The organism is Methylomicrobium album BG8 (genome assembly GCF_000214275.2).
Lineage (GTDB): Bacteria > Pseudomonadota > Gammaproteobacteria > Methylococcales > Methylomonadaceae > Methylomicrobium > Methylomicrobium agile.
Genome location: NZ_CM001475.1, coordinates 3,805,274 through 3,820,828, shown reverse-complemented (window position 1 = coordinate 3,820,828; position 15,555 = coordinate 3,805,274). Strand labels below are relative to the sequence as shown.

19 protein-coding genes and 3 tRNA genes are annotated in these 15,555 nt (G+C 57.7%); 10 read left to right on the top strand and 12 right to left on the bottom strand.

Going from position 1 to position 15,555, the window contains the following annotated elements:
• The first annotated feature begins 69 nt into the window (after positions 1 to 69).
• From METAL_RS16590 to METAL_RS16560, 7 genes are all read left to right on the top strand, one after another.
• Positions 70 to 882, top strand: a complete 813-nt coding sequence (locus tag METAL_RS16590; protein ID WP_005374143.1) for an energy transducer TonB — start codon at positions 70 to 72, stop codon at positions 880 to 882.
• Between the two features lie 16 nt (positions 883 to 898).
• Positions 899 to 1,564: a MotA/TolQ/ExbB proton channel family protein gene (locus METAL_RS16585; RefSeq protein ID WP_005374141.1), complete on the top strand. Its 666-nt coding sequence runs from the start codon at positions 899 to 901 to the stop codon at positions 1,562 to 1,564.
• Position 1,565: 1 nt separating this feature from the next.
• Entirely contained in the window at positions 1,566 to 1,976 is a 411-nt protein-coding gene (locus tag METAL_RS16580) for an ExbD/TolR family protein (RefSeq protein ID WP_005374140.1), read from the top strand.
• 82 nt (positions 1,977 to 2,058) lie between these two features.
• On the top strand, positions 2,059 to 3,033 hold the full coding sequence (locus METAL_RS16575; protein ID WP_005374139.1) for an ABC transporter substrate-binding protein: 975 nt from the start codon (positions 2,059 to 2,061) through the stop codon (positions 3,031 to 3,033).
• A gap of 11 nt (positions 3,034 to 3,044) precedes the next feature.
• Positions 3,045 to 3,791, top strand: a complete 747-nt coding sequence (locus METAL_RS16570) for an ABC transporter permease (RefSeq protein WP_005374138.1) — start codon at positions 3,045 to 3,047, stop codon at positions 3,789 to 3,791.
• Entirely contained in the window at positions 3,788 to 4,528 is a 741-nt protein-coding gene (locus METAL_RS16565; protein ID WP_005374137.1) for an ABC transporter ATP-binding protein, read from the top strand. Before METAL_RS16570 ends, METAL_RS16565 begins: the two co-directional genes overlap by 4 nt.
• Before the next feature lie 129 nt (positions 4,529 to 4,657).
• Entirely contained in the window at positions 4,658 to 4,930 is a 273-nt protein-coding gene (locus METAL_RS16560; RefSeq protein WP_005374136.1) for a hypothetical protein, read from the top strand.
• Between the two features lie 180 nt (positions 4,931 to 5,110).
• Here the strand turns inward: METAL_RS16560 and METAL_RS16555 are convergent, their stop codons facing one another.
• The 5 genes from METAL_RS16555 to METAL_RS16545 all read right to left on the bottom strand — a co-directional run bounded on the left by METAL_RS16555 (position 5,111) and on the right by METAL_RS16545 (position 8,962).
• Positions 5,111 to 6,655: an alpha-isopropylmalate synthase regulatory domain-containing protein gene (locus METAL_RS16555; protein WP_040578373.1), complete on the bottom strand. Its 1,545-nt coding sequence runs from the start codon at positions 6,653 to 6,655 to the stop codon at positions 5,111 to 5,113.
• A gap of 150 nt (positions 6,656 to 6,805) precedes the next feature.
• A complete protein-coding gene (locus tag METAL_RS21890) occupies positions 6,806 to 7,183 on the bottom strand; it encodes a DUF4010 domain-containing protein (RefSeq protein ID WP_281023970.1) in 378 nt (125 codons plus the stop codon).
• Positions 7,184 to 7,205: 22 nt separating this feature from the next.
• The gene (locus METAL_RS21885; RefSeq protein ID WP_281023969.1) at positions 7,206 to 7,706 is read right to left on the bottom strand and encodes an MgtC/SapB family protein; all 501 of its coding nucleotides are present in this window, start codon (positions 7,704 to 7,706) and stop codon (positions 7,206 to 7,208) included.
• Complete coding sequence (locus METAL_RS21700; RefSeq protein ID WP_245549402.1) at positions 7,630 to 8,028, bottom strand: MgtC/SapB family protein; 399 nt, start codon at positions 8,026 to 8,028, stop codon at positions 7,630 to 7,632. Before METAL_RS21700 ends, METAL_RS21885 begins: the two co-directional genes overlap by 77 nt.
• A gap of 379 nt (positions 8,029 to 8,407) precedes the next feature.
• Positions 8,408 to 8,962 (bottom strand): YbhB/YbcL family Raf kinase inhibitor-like protein, encoded by a 555-nt coding sequence (locus METAL_RS16545; protein WP_005374133.1) that lies wholly within the window; start codon positions 8,960 to 8,962, stop codon positions 8,408 to 8,410.
• A gap of 327 nt (positions 8,963 to 9,289) precedes the next feature.
• Here METAL_RS16545 and METAL_RS16540 point away from each other — a divergent pair.
• The 3 genes from METAL_RS16540 (at position 9,290) to METAL_RS16530 (ending at position 9,551) form a co-directional block, all read left to right on the top strand.
• Positions 9,290 to 9,366 (top strand) — tRNA-Pro (locus METAL_RS16540).
• Between the two features lie 3 nt (positions 9,367 to 9,369).
• Positions 9,370 to 9,446: transfer RNA gene (locus tag METAL_RS16535), tRNA-Arg, on the top strand.
• A 29-nt stretch (positions 9,447 to 9,475) separates the two neighbouring features.
• A tRNA-His gene (locus METAL_RS16530) sits at positions 9,476 to 9,551 on the top strand.
• Positions 9,552 to 10,395: 844 nt separating this feature from the next.
• Here METAL_RS16530 and METAL_RS16520 read toward each other — a convergent pair.
• From METAL_RS16520 to METAL_RS16490, 7 genes are all read right to left on the bottom strand, one after another.
• Positions 10,396 to 10,599: a CsbD family protein gene (locus tag METAL_RS16520; RefSeq protein ID WP_005374131.1), complete on the bottom strand. Its 204-nt coding sequence runs from the start codon at positions 10,597 to 10,599 to the stop codon at positions 10,396 to 10,398.
• Between the two features lie 185 nt (positions 10,600 to 10,784).
• On the bottom strand, positions 10,785 to 11,018 hold the full coding sequence (locus METAL_RS16515) for a ChaB family protein (protein WP_005374129.1): 234 nt from the start codon (positions 11,016 to 11,018) through the stop codon (positions 10,785 to 10,787).
• 88 nt (positions 11,019 to 11,106) lie between these two features.
• Positions 11,107 to 12,099 carry a hypothetical protein gene (locus tag METAL_RS16510; RefSeq protein WP_005374127.1) on the bottom strand — a complete coding sequence of 331 codons (993 nt, stop codon included), beginning with the start codon at positions 12,097 to 12,099 and terminating at the stop codon, positions 11,107 to 11,109.
• A 111-nt stretch (positions 12,100 to 12,210) separates the two neighbouring features.
• Positions 12,211 to 12,531 (bottom strand): YqfO family protein, encoded by a 321-nt coding sequence (locus tag METAL_RS16505; RefSeq protein WP_005374125.1) that lies wholly within the window; start codon positions 12,529 to 12,531, stop codon positions 12,211 to 12,213.
• Positions 12,532 to 12,631: 100 nt separating this feature from the next.
• Positions 12,632 to 14,494 carry an Hsp70 family protein gene (locus tag METAL_RS16500; protein ID WP_005374124.1) on the bottom strand — a complete coding sequence of 621 codons (1,863 nt, stop codon included), beginning with the start codon at positions 14,492 to 14,494 and terminating at the stop codon, positions 12,632 to 12,634.
• A complete protein-coding gene (locus tag METAL_RS16495; protein ID WP_005374123.1) occupies positions 14,491 to 15,156 on the bottom strand; it encodes a DUF2760 domain-containing protein in 666 nt (221 codons plus the stop codon). Before METAL_RS16495 ends, METAL_RS16500 begins: the two co-directional genes overlap by 4 nt.
• A 9-nt stretch (positions 15,157 to 15,165) precedes the next feature.
• Complete coding sequence (locus METAL_RS16490) at positions 15,166 to 15,549, bottom strand: hypothetical protein (RefSeq protein ID WP_005374122.1); 384 nt, start codon at positions 15,547 to 15,549, stop codon at positions 15,166 to 15,168.
• Positions 15,550 to 15,555: the final 6 nt, after the last annotated feature.

Genomic DNA, 15,555 nt, shown 5'->3' with positions numbered 1-15,555 from the left:
TGCCGATTGGTAAATCCCTGCCGAGGCTATTAAAATAGCCTTTTTACATTGTTCGGTCTGACTATCTTCATGCAGTTTTTTAAAATCCGGGAAAACGCTCCGGGCGAGAGCCGCAGCGAATCGGCGCGCCTACCCCCGGATGGCGGTTCGGTAAACGGCGATTCTCTGCATCGACAATTGATTTTGATATTTCTGGGAGTGCTGCTGGTGCATGGGGTGGTGATCGCTTACCTGCAGCGCGCGCCAGTGCCGGAAACGCCGGCCGAGCCGTTGGTGATGGCGGTGGAACTGCTGACCGCTCCGGCGCCGCAAGCGGCTAAACCGGCGCCGCCTGCACCGCCGGTCGAGCAGCCTAAACCCCAGCCCAAACCGGTCAAGCCGAAGAAGGCCCCCGCGCCGCCGAAGAGGCCGCCGGTAATACGGAAAACCGTCCCGGCGCCAGCGCCCAAACCGGTGCCGGTATCGCCGTCTGAACCAGCGCCGGCAGCGAGAGCGGAAACCGCGGCCTCCGCGCCGACCCCTGCGCCGACCGCGGCAGCAATGCCGCCACGGCCCGCGGTTTCGGCAGGACCTTCGGCTCAACCGAAGACAGAGCCTTTTACCGAAGCGAACTACCGGGCCAACTACAAATCCAATCCTAAGCCCGAGTATCCGCGTCTGGCCAAAAGCCGCGGCTGGCAGGGCAAGGTGCTGTTGCGTGTTCAGGTTACCGCTGACGGCCGGAGTGCCGCCGTTTCGGTACAGCAAGGCAGCGGCCATGAATTGCTCGATGAGGCGGCAATCGAGGCGGTCCGGCGTTGGACCTTCATTCCGGCTAAACGCGGCGATACGCCGGTCGCCAGCGCGGTCACCGTGCCGATCCAATTCAAACTGAACGACTAACCTTCTGGAGAAGTTGATGCCCCTGCAAATCCCGCCATCGCTGATTATCGACGGCACCCTCTACACTTTGCTGCTGTTTTCGGTGATCACCTGGACGATCATCGTATTCAAGGCCTGGCAGTTCAGCCGGAACAGCCGCGATAACCGGCGCTACCTGGACGCCTTCTGGGAAGCGTCGAATCTGGAGGCGGCCGAAAACCTGCCGGCCCCACTCATCCGCGGCCCCAAGGCGAACATCGCACAACGGGGCTTCGTCTGGCTGACCGACTTGAAAGAAACCGGCGGAGGGGCATTGAAATACCGCGGCGAGCCGGAAGCCTTGCTCGAACAGGCCCTGCGCATCCAGACTCAGCATGAACTGCGGACCATGGAAAGCGGCCTCACCATGCTCGCCAGCATCGGCAGCACTGCGCCGTTCGTGGGCCTGTTTGGAACCGTGCTCGGGATCATGAATGCGTTGCAGGACATCAGCAAGAGCGGCTCGGCGAGCCTCGACGTGGTGGCCGGCCCGATCGGCGACGCGCTGATTGCGACCGCGATCGGGATTGCGGTCGCGGTGCCGGCGGTGCTGGCCTATAACTATTTCGTGAAGCGCGCGAAGCAACATCGGGTTGGCCTGGAAAACTTCGCCGACGGCTTTCTGCACATTGCGTTCAATTCGGACGCGCACGCGAGGCAATAACATGGCTTTTAAAGCGCAATCGGACGATCAGGACGCGGTTAGCGAGATCAACGTAACGCCGTTGGTGGATGTGATGCTGGTGCTGGTGATCATTCTATTGGTTACCGCCCCGCTGTTGACCCAGTCGGTCAAGGTGAATCTGCCGAAAACCGCGCAGACCACCGCGGATGTGAAGGATCAGCCGCTGCAGCTCGGTATCGACGCGCACGGGGTGTTGACGCTGAATAAAAAACCGCTTGCGGACATGGCGGCGCTCGAAGCGGCGTTGAAAGAAGAACTGGCCCGCGATCCGGAAATCGCCGTCCACCTCTATGCGGACCAGGCCGTCAATTACGGCAAAGTCGCCGAAGCAATGGCTGCGGTGCAGCATGCCGGCATCGCGAAAATGGGCTTTGTGACGGTTGAACAATAATTCTGTTCGATTCGCCATTCCAGCTTGGCTGGTTGCTCCCGTTCCGGCAGAGATAGAATATTACCCGACAGATTATAATGTTATGGTCATGAACAAACTGAATCACATTCTTTTCGGTGTATTGCTGTCAATTTCCAGCAGCGGCAGCGCAGGCGATCAAGTTCCGATCCGTATCGGCGTCCAAGTTGCCGGCACGTCAGGCTGGGAGCTGTCGGCGCTGGAGCATGACCCGCAAAAAGCGGTGCGCAGTTTTACGGTAGCGGCGCAGCCGCTCGCGAATGCCGAGGCCGGCAAGATCGCTCTGCAGTCCGGCGCGGTCGACATGATCGTTTCGGACTGGATTTGGGTGTCCAGAATGCGCGCCTCAGGTGCCGATTTGACGTTCTACCCGTATTCGACCACCTCCGGCGCGCTGACTGTCCCCGGCGACAGCCCGATCAAGTCGATCGCCGACCTGAAAGGCAAACGCCTCGGCATCGCGGGCGGCGAGCTCGATAAAAACTGGCTGCTGTTGAAGGCGCTGGCCAAAAAAGAAGGAGTCGACCTGGAGGCAAGCGTCGAAAAAGTCTTCGGTGCGCCGCCTCTGATCGACCAGCAACTGAAACTCGGGCGTATCGATGCGGCGCTGAATTATTGGCATTTTGCGGCGCGACTGGAAGCCCGGGGTTACCGGCAAATCATCGACGGCAAAGGCATCCTGCAAGGGCTCGGGATCACCGAGCCGGTGGCGAATATCGGTTATGTGTTCAAACAAGGATGGGCTAACGCTCATAAGCAGGCCGTGAACGATTTTCTGCACGCGGTGGAAAACGCTAAAAAACAGTTATGCTCGGAAGATCAGACCTGGCGGAACGTGATCCCCATGCTGAAAGCGAATGACCACGCTACCCAAGACAAGCTCAGGCAGCGCTATTGCAGCGGCATCGTGCAGGCGGGCGGAAAAGCTGGGCAACAGGCGGCGGAACGGATTTACCGGCTGCTGCGCGAGTTGAGCGGTAACCGGTTGACCGGCGAGGCCGCCGCGCTGCAGCCCGGTACATTTTGGACCCTCGACTGATCCGGCGCATCTTGAACAGATTGCAGAAATTTTTTCCAGTCCTGTCGCTGGCGGCTTTCTTCGCGATATGGCAGGGCCTCGCATTCTCGCTGAACAGTACGCTGTTGCCTTCGCCGTTGATGGTGCTGGGTGTGTTCTGGCTGGAATTGATTTCCGGACAACTGACTTATCATTTGGGCGCTACGCTGGTCCGACTGATCGTCAGCTTTACGATCGCCATGCTGCTGGGTTCCGCGATCGGGCTCGCGCTCGGGCGCCTCAAAAAACTGGACGCCTTCTTCGACAACTGGCTGGTGATCTTCCTGAACATTCCTGCGCTGGTCACGATCATTCTGTGCTACGTCTGGTTCGGGCTGAACGAAGCCTCGGCGATATTGGCGGTCGTGATCAACAAGCTGCCGAATGTAGTCGTGACGGTCCGCGAAGGCGCCCGTGCGCTCGATCAGGACTTGCTGGACATGGCGCGCTGCTACCGTATGAGCCGGCTGAACACGCTGCAGCATGTGATCTGGCCGCAGTTGCATCCGTTCCTGATGAGCGCGACCCGCTCCGGCCTGGCCCTGATCTGGAAAATCATATTGATCGTCGAGCTGCTGGGCCGCAACAACGGCGTCGGCTTTCAACTGCATCTGTATTTTCAGTTGTTCGATGTGGCGAGCATCCTGGCTTACTCGATCGCATTCGTGATCGTGATTCAGGGGATCGAATATACGATTCTGAAGCCGCTGGATAAAAAATCGCAAAGGTGGCGGCGGTGACCGATATTCGGATCGACATCCGGGAGAAAGTTTTTCCTGCGGTAGGGCAGGCGGCGGCGCATGCGGCGATCCAAGATTTCCATCTGACGCTACATTCGGGCGAATTCGTTTGTCTGGTCGGACCGTCCGGCTGCGGCAAGACAACCCTGCTGAACATCGTCGCCGGCCTCGATCGGGATTACCGGGGCGAGATCCGGATCGGCCGCCAGCAGGCGCTGCCGAAGATCGGTTATATCTTTCAGAATCCGCGCCTGTTGCCCTGGCGCACGGTCAGGCAGAATATCGAGCTGGTCCTGCAGGAATCATCCGCCGGCAATACGGTCGATTTTCTGCTCGAAGCGATGCGGTTGACCCGCTTCCAGCACGTCTATCCGGAACGCCTGTCGCTGGGGATGAGCCGGCGGGTCGCGATCATCCGCGCATTCGCGATCGATCCCGAGCTGCTCTTGATGGACGAACCGTTCGTGTCGCTCGATCCGCCGACTGCGCGGCAGGTCCGGGAATTGCTGCTGGATCTTTGGCGGAAGCGTCCGCATACGGTGCTGTTCGTTACCCATGATTTGCGCGAGGCGATTGCGCTGGCCGACCGGCTGATTTTTCTGTCGCCTTCACCGATGTCGGTGATAGGGGATATTCGGGTGCCGATCGAGCGGCATTTGAGGCAGGATGAAAACGAAATCGAAGCGTTCCGGCGCCGGCTTCTGGACGGTGCGCCCCATATAAAACAACTTCTGTAGCGATTCGGCGCCGGCTTCCGGTTGCGCCAAATCGGGGTTGCCAATTGCTGCGATTTGCCCGATACTAGAAGCTATCGGGCTTTGAAACCAACAGAGCTATCCCTCATTTATCATCGGAGACACATCATCATGAAAAAAACAGTCATTCTGGGACTTTTGGCCGCGGGGTTTGCGTTCGGCTCATTTAGCGCGTCAGCCGCCAGCGACGACCCATACCCGGCCGCCAACTTCCAGCCGAAAGTCGTCTTTATCGATAAGGACGCGGCCACCGCCGCATCGAGCGGCAGTGCTTCCGAATCGGTCAAATGCCCCGGACAGGCGCAAGCCGCTGCCAAGCAAACCGAGTTCGACCCGAAATATCCGGCGGCCAGCTTCGAGCCGAAAGTGGTTTACCCTAACTAATGATTCTTACCGGCCGGGTGTGCCGACATAGAGTAACTCAGCGCCACTCCGGCTTCCAAATGTCGGGTTACGGCTAGCGCCTAACCCGACCTACCTATACGTCTCTTGCAGAGCGGCAGCTTTCTGCCTACCCCGATCTGCATTCCGATCCGGTTTCGTCCGGCACGCAATCAATCCGAATCAGACCTGACTCGCCTTCAGTTCGTGCAACTGCATGTTGATGATCTTCAGCGTCGCCATCACGCCGGCGAATACTTGGTTCGCATGCACGCCGCGCGTTTTGCGCAGCTCGCTGCCGCAATCCCAGGTGATGACGCATTCGGTCAGCGCATCGGTATGGCCTCCTTTCGGTATCCGGACTTCGTAATCGGCCAAGGCGGGCAGGGTGTAGTCGTGCAGTTTCAATACTTTGTCTAGCGCGTCGATGAACGCATCGAAGCCGCCGTTTCCTGAACCGGAAGTCTGATGTTTCCCGCCGTTGACTTCGACCCGGAGGCTTGCGGTCGATTCGAGATGGAGGCCGCTCGTAATCGAACAGTTGAGCAGGCGGATATGCTCGTAGCTCTTGCTTTCGAGCACGTCGGCGATGATGAACGGCAGGTCTTCGGTCGTGATCGTTTGCTTCGAATCGCCAAGCTGCACGATGCGGGCCAGCACTTTTTTCTGATTCTCCTCGGACAGGTCGACTTCCAGGAGTTCCAGGTTTTTTTTCAGCGATGCCTTGCCGCTCATCTTGCCTAGCGCATAACTGCGCGTGCGCGAGAAACGTTCGGGACTCAGGCGCGTCTTGTACAGCCCGCCCTTGTGGTCGCCGTCGGCATGGATGCCGGCGGTCTGCGTGAACACGTCGGAGCCGATGACCGGCGCATTCGCGGCAATGCGCTTGCCGGAAAAGTTTTCGACCATCTGGCTGATCCGGACGATATGGGTTTCGTCGATCGACAGTTCCATTGCCATCTTGTCGCGCAGCACGACCGCGACTTCCGCGAGCGAGGCGTTGCCGGCCCGTTCGCCGAGACAGTTGACCGTGCAATGGACCGAGCTGACGCCGGCGCGCACCGCGGCCATCACGTTTGCGGTCGCGAGGCCGTAATCGTTGTGCGGGTGAAAATCGAACCGCAGCGCCGGGTAGCGGCGGCACATGTCGCCGATGCTCGCGAACACTTCGTCCGGCGCCATCACGCCGAGCGTGTCGGGCAGCATGAAATGGCTGATGCCGGCATCCTTCAGATTGTCCATCAGGCCGAATACGTAGTCCGGGCTGTTCTGGTAGCCGTTCGACCAGTCTTCCAGATACACGTTGACCTTCAGGCCCTTCTGCAGCGCATAGTCGATCGTTTGCCGAATGTCCTGGGTATGTTGTTCGAGCGTTTTGCCGAGCTGCTCGCGGCAATGCTTCTCGCTGCCTTTGGTCAACAGGTTGATCACGCTGCCGCCGGTTTCCAGAATCCAGTTCACGCTGCGCGTATGATCGACGAAGCCCAGGACCTCGACGCGGCCGGCAAAACCTTCCTGGCGAGCCCATGCGTTGATGCTGGCCACCGCCTCTTTCTCGCCCTGCGAAACCCGGGCCGAAGCCACTTCGATCCGGTCCACGCGCAGCCATTGCAGGAGCGCCTTCGCAATATTGACTTTTTCCGCTGGCGTGAACGAAACGCCCTGCGTCTGTTCGCCGTCGCGCAAGGTCGTGTCCATGAGCTGGATATAACGGGATTCTGTAGCCATAGTCGAAGTTTTAACGTTCGGGCGCAGTCAGTCGTAGGAAACCGCGCAGATCGAGTTTGTAGAAAACCTTTTATTGTACACCTATATTGGCTGACTTTGACATGCGGATTACCGGCCGGCGGGAAAAATCGCCAGATTCCGGGGCGGCGGTCAATTCAGAACCCATCCGGTCAGGATCGAAGCGGCCAGCGGGCCGGCTACCCTGAAACCCAGCGCCCGCCCGCCGATCAGCAGTCCCTTGAAACCCGAGTTGACCGCTACTGTAATAAAAACCGCCTGTGCGGCGACCGCGATTTCCAGGCCCTGTTTGTGCATCTGCGCCATTGACAGGGTGATCGGGTCGACATCGACCACTCCTGACATGCCGGCCAGAGCGTACGCGCCCGCATTGCCGAACTGGATTTGCAGAAACTTCGACAGCAGCATGATGACGGAGAGGAAAGCGCCGAACTTCAGCGCCATGTCCAGTTGGAGAGGATTTTCAAGCGGTATGTCGCCCGAGCCGTCCCGCTTCGGTTGGGTATTCAACCAAAGCGGCAGCGCCGCCAGATTAGGTGAAGGCGCTCATCGCCGACAGGGAAACCAGAAGCTGGCGGAACAACGCCGAATTCATGATGAACGCCAGGAGCAGGGTGCGGGCGAACATGGTCGCGCAGGCGGTTAAAGTTCCCGTCGCCAGCGTGTTGCGCAGGGTGTCGTCGTGTTTCGCGATGCGCGCCGGATTGATCGCGACCGCGGTTGACGAAACCAGGCCGCCGAAGGCGCCGGTCACGACCGGCCCGAGCCGGTGGCCCGTTATCTTGATCGCAAAATAGCCCAGATACGAAATGCCCGCAATCAATACCACCAGCCACCAGACAGGGTAGGGATTGAACATTTGCCAGGGGCCGTAACCTTGATCGGGCAGAACCGACAGCATCACGACCGAGATCAGCAGCAGTTTCAGTGTGGCTTCGAGTTCTCTTTGGTCAAGTTTACTGACCCAGCCGTGCAGCAGCGGCCTGAAGCCGAGCAGCAGCGTCGCCACGACCGCCGATGATGCCGCCCGCAAGACATGCCCGTGCCCCCAGGATGAAGGTAAGCATCGAGGCGGTCTCGCTGGTAATCCTGATATCTTCGAATTTGTTTTGATTTTTGCTGTAGGTGGCCAGTAGGATCAGCGTCAGCGCTATGAAGACGACACCGATCGGCAGGGGGCCGGCTTGTCTGGCCAGCAGTGCGCTTAATCCGCCCAAAAGACTGATCAGGCCGTAGGCGCAAAGTCCTGTGATGCGCATACCTTCGCCGAATTCGCGCCAGCCGCGTTCGAGTCCGATCAGCAGACCAAGTACCAGCGCGATGCCCGGCAGCTTGGAATTTTCCAGATCGGTCATGCGTTTCCTGGCGGATGAAATAAAGGCTAAAGGCAACGGGACTCTGTGCAGCGCACATAATATCTTGAAAGACCAATCCACAGAACCTGTGGATAAAGTTGTTCATTGCGCGTTTATAATTCACGCAACCGCTTGCTCTGCTTGAGGCCGCGTTAGAATGATTAAATATCGATCAGGCGGCAGAGGTTAATGTTTGGGTCTGCGGTGAAGGCGGGTCTTCAGGATCTGATGCCAACTTGTCCGCTGCAAAAGGAGTGATGGTGAGAATCGTCCTAAAGGGTGCGCCCGCTTGTGGCAATGCTGGCGATCAGCCTGATTGTGCCTCCGCCGCTGTGCGGTTTGTTGCTCGCCTGCGGTTGCGCTTGGCCGTGGTCCGGTTTCAATGCCGGTAAGTGCCGATCAGCTCGGCCTGTCCGATTACATGTCCGGACATTGCTTCTTCAAGCTGGCTTTTGTCAGGGCCGTCAAGATCGGGCAGTACGGTATCCAGCGCATAGAGCTTGAAGAAATAACGATGCCGGCCGATCGGCGGACAGGGACCGCCGTAGTCGGCCCGTTTCCAGTCATTCAACCCTTGCAGGGCGCCGGGCGGCAGCTTTTCCGCCCCGGCGGCCAGACCTGTGGAGGAGGCCGGGATATTGTAAAGCACCCAATGCACCCAGATGAGTTTGGGGGCGGCCGGGTCGGGCGCATCGGGGTCGTCGACGATCAGAGCCAAGCTCTGAGCGCCGGCCGGTAGATTCGACCAGTTCAATGGCGGCGCGCTATCGTCGCCGTCGCAAGTGTAGCGTTTCGGAATTTCGCCCATGTGCGCGAAGTCCGGAGATTCAAGTTTCAGATTCATGGTTTTATTTCCTTCGGCAACGGCCGCCTCAGTGAAAACGCAAAAAATCAACGGCATTGCGTACACGCAAAACAATCGGCACCCTCTCATAGCTTCTTCTCCAAAACGTCAAATCCCGTTCACTGTTGTGCTGGCAGAAACCTTTATTATGACTTGCAAGCGTATGCGGATGCTACTATTTGATGATTGCCTGCTCAATAAATTCCTGTTGCGGCAACCGTCTTCACTCGCTACTGGAAGAGGATTACAAATCAGAATATAATACTGCAGGCAGATGAATGTATCTTGCATCGCTGCGGACCGTTAAGATAATTTGATCAAAACAAAAAAATATTTGACGGCGACTCGATATATCGTTACCATAGTCAACTCTTCAAGGGTGGCTGAGAAAGTCACAAGCCAGATAAGGAAGACACACGGGGTATAGCGCAGCCTGGTAGCGCGCCTGCTTTGGGAGCAGGATGTCGGGGGTTCAAATCCCTCTACCCCGACCATTAGCGCTTGTAGCTCAGCCGGATAGAGCATCGGCCTTCTAAGCCGAGGGTCGCAGGTTCGAGTCCTGCCAAGCGCGCCATTTCTTGATGTCGGTTTTTCCCTATAATGGTGAGCGTAGCTCAGTTGGTAGAGCACTGGATTGTGATTCCGGTTGTCGTGGGTTCGAGCCCCATCGTTCACCCCACCTTGACTCGGTCGGGACTCATTTTCTAAGAGAGTCTGGTCTGTCGAGTATCTTAAGCCGATTCCTCAAAGTTTGTTCCATGAGCTATTGACAAGCTCGCATGATACGCCTTCTATCTTCAGCCATACACTGGATTTTTGAATTGGACCGTTGATTTCGTCAGCCGTATCCGTCATATACTCCTCTTCCTCTTCCTCTTCCTCTTCCTCTTCCTCTTCCTCTTCCTCTTGCTATTCGTTCTTCGATAGAGCATTCCATAGAGAAAATCGACGAATCGGTGATCGATTCGAGGCAAAATTCGGGTAGAAAAAGGTGCAGGATAAAAGTCCTGACGGCTGATACGAAGCCTATTCGGAATTGCGGCAGCACGGAAGGGAAGATCGCTTCGTTTTCGAAAATAGCCTATCTCAGCGGGCAAAGCTGCACCCTTTTATGAAGGGCGCCGTGCTGGCAGGAGGCGTTCTCCGGGCCGTTTCGCGCGCCAAAAAACGTAATGTTTCCGCCCGGGCTAAGCTTGAAAAAGGAATAACGGCCGCGCTGAAATAAATTCCAAGGGGAGATAACGAATAAAGCGGGTTCGTATCCCCTGGGAATCCCTCGCACGGTTGCAGAGTACCCAGAGGATACAAGTACGCTCTGTTCACTCCGGTGTAGGGAGTGGGTTGAAATAATTTCCGGGAAGGAAGTTAGGATTTCGGAAAAACGGCATAGATACATTTCAGGTTTGAACAGGCTGAAGCAGCCTACCCATTCGCCGGTGATGATGCCGCAAGCAAATAGCAGAAAAATCAGCCCTGCATTCGAAATAAGGTCATTTCCGGATGCACGGGCTGAATGTTATTCTTTACATTTTGAAGGTTTCGACCCGCCGTTCCACTTCGCGTTCGGCTTCATCCTTGGCCATGCCGTAGCGCTCTTGAATCTTTCCCACCAGTTTCTCGCGCTCGCCGTTGATTTCTTCCAGTTCGTCATCGGTGAGCCGGCCCCATGCGGATTTGAAGCTCCCTTTGACTTGTTTCCAGTTGCCTTGTACTTGATCCCAGTTCATGATGGACCTCCTCTTAGTGCGAGTAAAAAAGTCAATGATCGATGAATATACGCTATCGGTTATGAAGCACCGTTGTTAGACTTTGAGTCGAGAAAAACGGCCTCTTCGATTAACTCCCCTCAAAATGCAACAATTTTTTGCATATTCGTATTTTTTTGACTGGTTTGCCTTTGAAAGTTCAGCTCTTACTCTTTCTTTTTCCAGTTTCCGGTTCGATCGTCTTTTTGGTAGTCCTTCTTGACCTCGGCCCAGGCGACTTTATGGGCGGTTTCCTCGCGCGAAGCGTTACTCCGTCTCTCCTCGGGTTTATCGTACTGCTCCCAGGCGCTATTGAAGGCTTTCATGTAAATCTCGCAGGCATGCTTCGGCAAGTGTTCCCGCACGTTTTCGGGCAATTCGGACAGTGTTCGATAAAACATGATTTGATTCCTCCAGCTTTCCGCACTCGATTGTGCGATAGGGTGGTCCGTTAAAAGTTCAGTCGCTTAAGGTGTCTTGTTTTCGGCGTCATACCCCGGTCTGATTGGAAGCGCCGCCATTCGACCGAATCAGGTTTCTACCGTTACCCGCGAGCTGTGTGCATTTTTTCTTCGCCGAAACCGGCGCATAGAGAAAATCGGGGTAGGACGTGTGGTTTTTCTCGGCCTGGCGGAGTTTGGCGCACTCCATGCGCCAGCGCCGCTTGAAATAATCTTCGAACAGGTCGGGCATGTTCCAGTTGGCCGATTCGAAAGAATACTCCGACTTTGCCTTCAATTCGGTCTGCCAATGCAGGTAAGGCATTCTTCCGACCGGCTCCGCAAGATAAAAGCTGTTGTAGACTTCCATCATTTTCGAGGCGCTGCGGAGAATGATGAACAATGGGATGCTCGGCAGCGTGTCGTACACGAAAACGCCGAGCGAACCTTCGGTACGGCTGTCGATGCGTCCGGCGATGTCTTCGAGCGAGGATAAAAACAGGCGGTTGTATTGGCGGAACTCTTCGACGCCGTAGTCGATGATCTCGCCCGCGCACAATTCCGAAATGGGGCAATCCTTCAAAATCATCATCCTGAAATGCACGCCCTTGCGGATCGCGTGTTCGAGTTCGCGGCAGTGATGCTTGTAGCGCGGATCGAAGGTGATCAGCCAGTACACATAATCGCCGTGGTAGAGCCCATGCATGATCTCCGAAAAATCGAGCTCCTTGTTGGTGATCCCGACAAAGCCGCGCTTGGTGGCGTTGATCACGGTGCCGTCGATATAGCGGGTCAGTACTTTCTGAAACATCTGCTCGGTTTCCCGGCGCTGTTCGGTGGCGATGATCCAGTGATGGAAAAAACCGACCGAGATGACGACCGAGGTGAACAGGCCGAACTCCGAGATCAGTTTCAATAGCCAGACATATTCCTTGTCGGAGAGGTCGCTGGCCAACACGCCGAAGATCTTATGGAGGACGAATCCTCCAAAAATCAGAACCAAGGCCAGAAGCCATTTCAAAATGGTGATATTTGAAGACATCGCTTTACCCCGCGATGATTGAAGCGATGAATGACCGAATGATATGACTGCCGAGTTTTATTCAGCGTACTACTGGCCGATAGACCTCGTTGCTCCTGATTAAATTCACTCTTATAAATCTTCGGCAGTCAGAATCTTATAGGCCCGATAAGCCGGTTCCTCGTAGGGGTGGACGGCCAGCAAAGTTCGGATGGCTGCTTTGATCAAATCATCCTGACAGATCATTTCGACCTTATACTCGACCACTTCTTCCGTGGTATCCGGCTTTCCCATGTACGGCCGGCTGCCGGCCAGAGGCCGGAACTGGCCTTCGCCCCGTACCTGCCAGCAGCATCGATCGTAATCGCTATGCCGGCCCGCGCCTTGGGCAAACAGGGCTTCTTTGACGGCTTCGAGATGCGATTCGGGGACGTAAAAGCTGAGTTGGTACATAGAAGTAAGTAGGGTACGCTGCGCGTATCGTTTTCAAAAAATTCGCTTGAATCGAACCTTTCAAAAGGTACGCGCAACGTACCCCCCCGCTTTGAATAGCTCAGCTTTCGCCGGCCCTGACGTCGAACTCGATTTTCCATCGGCCGCTGTCCTTCTGCGAAACGGCGTGCAGTTCGAGCGTGCCGACCTCGGTGACCGCCGAGGCGAGATGCACCGGCACGACTTCGCCGGGGCGGCGGTTTTCCGGCGGCAGCGTGACTTCGATCTCGTCGAGTTCGGTCAGCTCCTCGTCGGCCCAATAGGTCAGGCGGTCGCCGACCTGGTCGTCGCGGCGCGAGTTCGAGGCGAAGAAGCGGAAGCGTACCGGTTCGCCGACGACCAGCCCGAACTCGTCCTCGGGCAGCTCTTCCTGCGTGCCTTCTTCCATTCCGAACGGAGCGATGCACAAGGCCTGCAGTTCCGGCGGCAGGCCGGGCACGGCGGGCATCGCGCTTTCGACGCCGACATAATACGAGGCTGCGGTGCCGCCCTTGATCCGGACGCCTTTACCTTTGCGAACCACGCCGTAGTACGAGGCGCCGCGCGCGACGGCCAGATCCAGATCGGCGCCGGGCAACAGCTGTGCTTCGGGCGCGCCTTCCGCCTGCAGCCACGCATTCAGTACCTCGACCAGGCGCTCGGCCAACGGCTCGGCTTTCAGCACGCCGCCGTTGAACAGCACCGCGGTCGGATGCAGAAAAGTCGCATGCTCGGGTAGATTGACGTCTTTCAGATCGCTCGTCGCGCCCTGCTGTTTGGCGAGGAAAGCGGCCAGATGGCGGGTGATCGCCGCATCCTGCGCATACGGCAGGCCGACGGTCCGAAGACCGGTGCGCGGCCGCGCGATCGGCCGGTCGGAAGCATTGACTTTCGGCATGAAGCCTTCGACCAGCACCTGGTTGACTTCGGTGCGCGTCAGCTCGGTGCGTAAGGTGCCGCCGATCAAGGACGAACCGCGGTTCGCGACCACGATCGGCAGTTCCTCCAATGACGGATCGTTGAAGATTTTTTCCTTCGCCTCGCGGCAGCTGTGCGTCAGCGACTGGATCTGCCAGGGTTCGAGCCGGCGCCCGTCTTTTTCGAGTTTGGCCTTGACCGTGTACGCGAGCGCCAGGTCCATGTTGTCGCCGCCGAGCAGGATATGATCGCCGACCGCGACGCGGGTCAGTTCGAGGTTGCCTTCGTTGTCGGTCACCGCGATCAGCGACAGGTCGGTGGTGCCGCCGCCGATGTCGACGACCAGAATGATGTCGCCCGCCTTTGCATGATTGCGCCAGTCGCCGCGGCTTTGTTCGATCCAACTGTACAGTGCCGCTTGCGGTTCTTCGAGCAGGATCGCCTGGCCGAGGCCAACCGCGCGGGCCGCTTCGACGGTCAATTCGCGCGCGGCCGGATCGAACGAGGCCGGCACCGTGATCACCAGATCCTGCCGTTCGAGCGGAGCATCGGGATGCAGGTTGCGCCAGGCGTCATACATATGCCGCAGGTAGGCGGTAGTCGCATCGAACGGCGATACGCGCTCGACTTCCTCGGGCGCGTCGCTCGGCAGAATCGGCGATTTGCAGTCGACGCCCGCGTGGCAGAGCCAGCTCTTCGCGCTGGCGACCAGCCGGATCGGGGTCTTGCTGCCGAGCGTCCGGGCGATCTCGCCGACCAGATAGTCCGGTTTCGCCGACCAGGGCAGGGCGGTCGAGCCTTCCGCCAGTTCCGCTTCATGCGCCTGGTACAGAAACGAAGGGAGCTGCGGCTTGTCTTCGACCGCGCCGGGCGAAACCAGTTGGGGAATGTCGAGGACCTCCGGCGAAAAGTCGTCTTCTTCGGCTCTGTTCAAATCGGCATAGGACAGCACGCAATGGGTCGTGCCGAGGTCGATGCCGACGGAGAAACGGGAGCCTGCTTCAACGGACGGATTGGCTTCGCTCATAATTCCACCTCCGCCGGGGCGACGATTGCGGCATTATAGCCTTGCGTCAGTTTCGGCAGCCGGACCTGGGTGACCTGCCAGCCTTTGTGCACCAGCGTGCCGGTGAACGGCGCCTCGCCGGTCACCTTGCCGGTCAGCCGCACGCTGGCCGCGTCGAAGCCTTTCGGCAGGGTGATCTTGCCGCCTTCCTGTTCGCTGCGCACCGGCGCCAGGGAGAAGTGCTCGTTGATTACCTTGTTGCAGCCTTCGTGTACGACGCGGGCCGCGACGCCGATGTCCGCGTCGTTGAAGCCGGACAGGTCTTCCTTGATGAAGTCGATGAAGCGCGCCTGCTGCTGCAAAAGGCCCAGCAGCTGCAGCGCCGCGTCGGGCGTCGCTTCCTTCAGGATGACCGGTTCCGGCGCGGGGCCGGGCACGATTTTTTCGACTTCGACGATTTTCTCGACGACCTTCACGACCGGTTCGGGCGCAGGTGCAGGCGCGGCCGGCGCCACGGCTGCTGCGGCCCGCTTTTTCCGGCAACGGGCCATGCCGATCACCATCGACAGCAGCACGATGATCAGAATCAGCGCCAACACGAGCACCGCGCTGGCCAGACAGACGTGCCAGAAGTCGAACGTGGTCGGCCTAAGCGATAAATCGATCGCATATTGCATATTCATGAAGACTCCTTATTTCGTTTGGCCGGCTTCGCGGGCGGCTGCCGCAAACATCAGGTTTTGAATGACTGTTCGAGTGGTTTGCAGCCGCAGTTGTTTCATGTGGCGGTCGATGATGGTGTCGGGCACTTTCTCTTCCGCGTAGACGGTGCGCATCTTGCCCAGTACCGGTTCGCACTGCTTGACGATCTGTTCGGCGCCGGTGCGCACGTCGGCGGACCGGTACTCGGGCTTCTGCATTTCGCTGTCCACGCATTTTTTGTATTCGAAGCGGGACTCCTGGATTTTCTTGATCGTGGCGTCCGACAAGGTGGTATTGTGCCATTCGTTTTTCGGGTCGTTGGCAAGGACGGCAAATGAGGATGACAATAAAACGAGAAGAAGGAGCGGTTTCATGATCGA

Coding starts and splice junctions, on each gene's coding strand:
- METAL_RS16590 (WP_005374143.1), top strand. CDS start 70: ATGCAGTTTTTTAAAATCCGGGAAAACGCTCCGGGCGAGAGCCGCAGC.
- METAL_RS16585 (WP_005374141.1), top strand. CDS start 899: ATGCCCCTGCAAATCCCGCCATCGCTGATTATCGACGGCACCCTCTAC.
- METAL_RS16580 (WP_005374140.1), top strand. CDS start 1,566: ATGGCTTTTAAAGCGCAATCGGACGATCAGGACGCGGTTAGCGAGATC.
- METAL_RS16575 (WP_005374139.1), top strand. CDS start 2,059: ATGGTCATGAACAAACTGAATCACATTCTTTTCGGTGTATTGCTGTCA.
- METAL_RS16560 (WP_005374136.1), top strand. CDS start 4,658: ATGAAAAAAACAGTCATTCTGGGACTTTTGGCCGCGGGGTTTGCGTTC.
- METAL_RS16555 (WP_040578373.1), bottom strand. CDS start 6,655: ATGGCTACAGAATCCCGTTATATCCAGCTCATGGACACGACCTTGCGC.
- METAL_RS21700 (WP_245549402.1), bottom strand. CDS start 8,028: ATGACCGATCTGGAAAATTCCAAGCTGCCGGGCATCGCGCTGGTACTT.
- METAL_RS16545 (WP_005374133.1), bottom strand. CDS start 8,962: ATGAGAGGGTGCCGATTGTTTTGCGTGTACGCAATGCCGTTGATTTTT.
- METAL_RS16520 (WP_005374131.1), bottom strand. CDS start 10,599: ATGAACTGGGATCAAGTACAAGGCAACTGGAAACAAGTCAAAGGGAGC.
- METAL_RS16515 (WP_005374129.1), bottom strand. CDS start 11,018: ATGTTTTATCGAACACTGTCCGAATTGCCCGAAAACGTGCGGGAACAC.
- METAL_RS16510 (WP_005374127.1), bottom strand. CDS start 12,099: ATGTCTTCAAATATCACCATTTTGAAATGGCTTCTGGCCTTGGTTCTG.
- METAL_RS16505 (WP_005374125.1), bottom strand. CDS start 12,531: ATGTACCAACTCAGCTTTTACGTCCCCGAATCGCATCTCGAAGCCGTC.
- METAL_RS16500 (WP_005374124.1), bottom strand. CDS start 14,494: ATGAGCGAAGCCAATCCGTCCGTTGAAGCAGGCTCCCGTTTCTCCGTC.
- METAL_RS16495 (WP_005374123.1), bottom strand. CDS start 15,156: ATGAATATGCAATATGCGATCGATTTATCGCTTAGGCCGACCACGTTC.
- METAL_RS16490 (WP_005374122.1), bottom strand. CDS start 15,549: ATGAAACCGCTCCTTCTTCTCGTTTTATTGTCATCCTCATTTGCCGTC.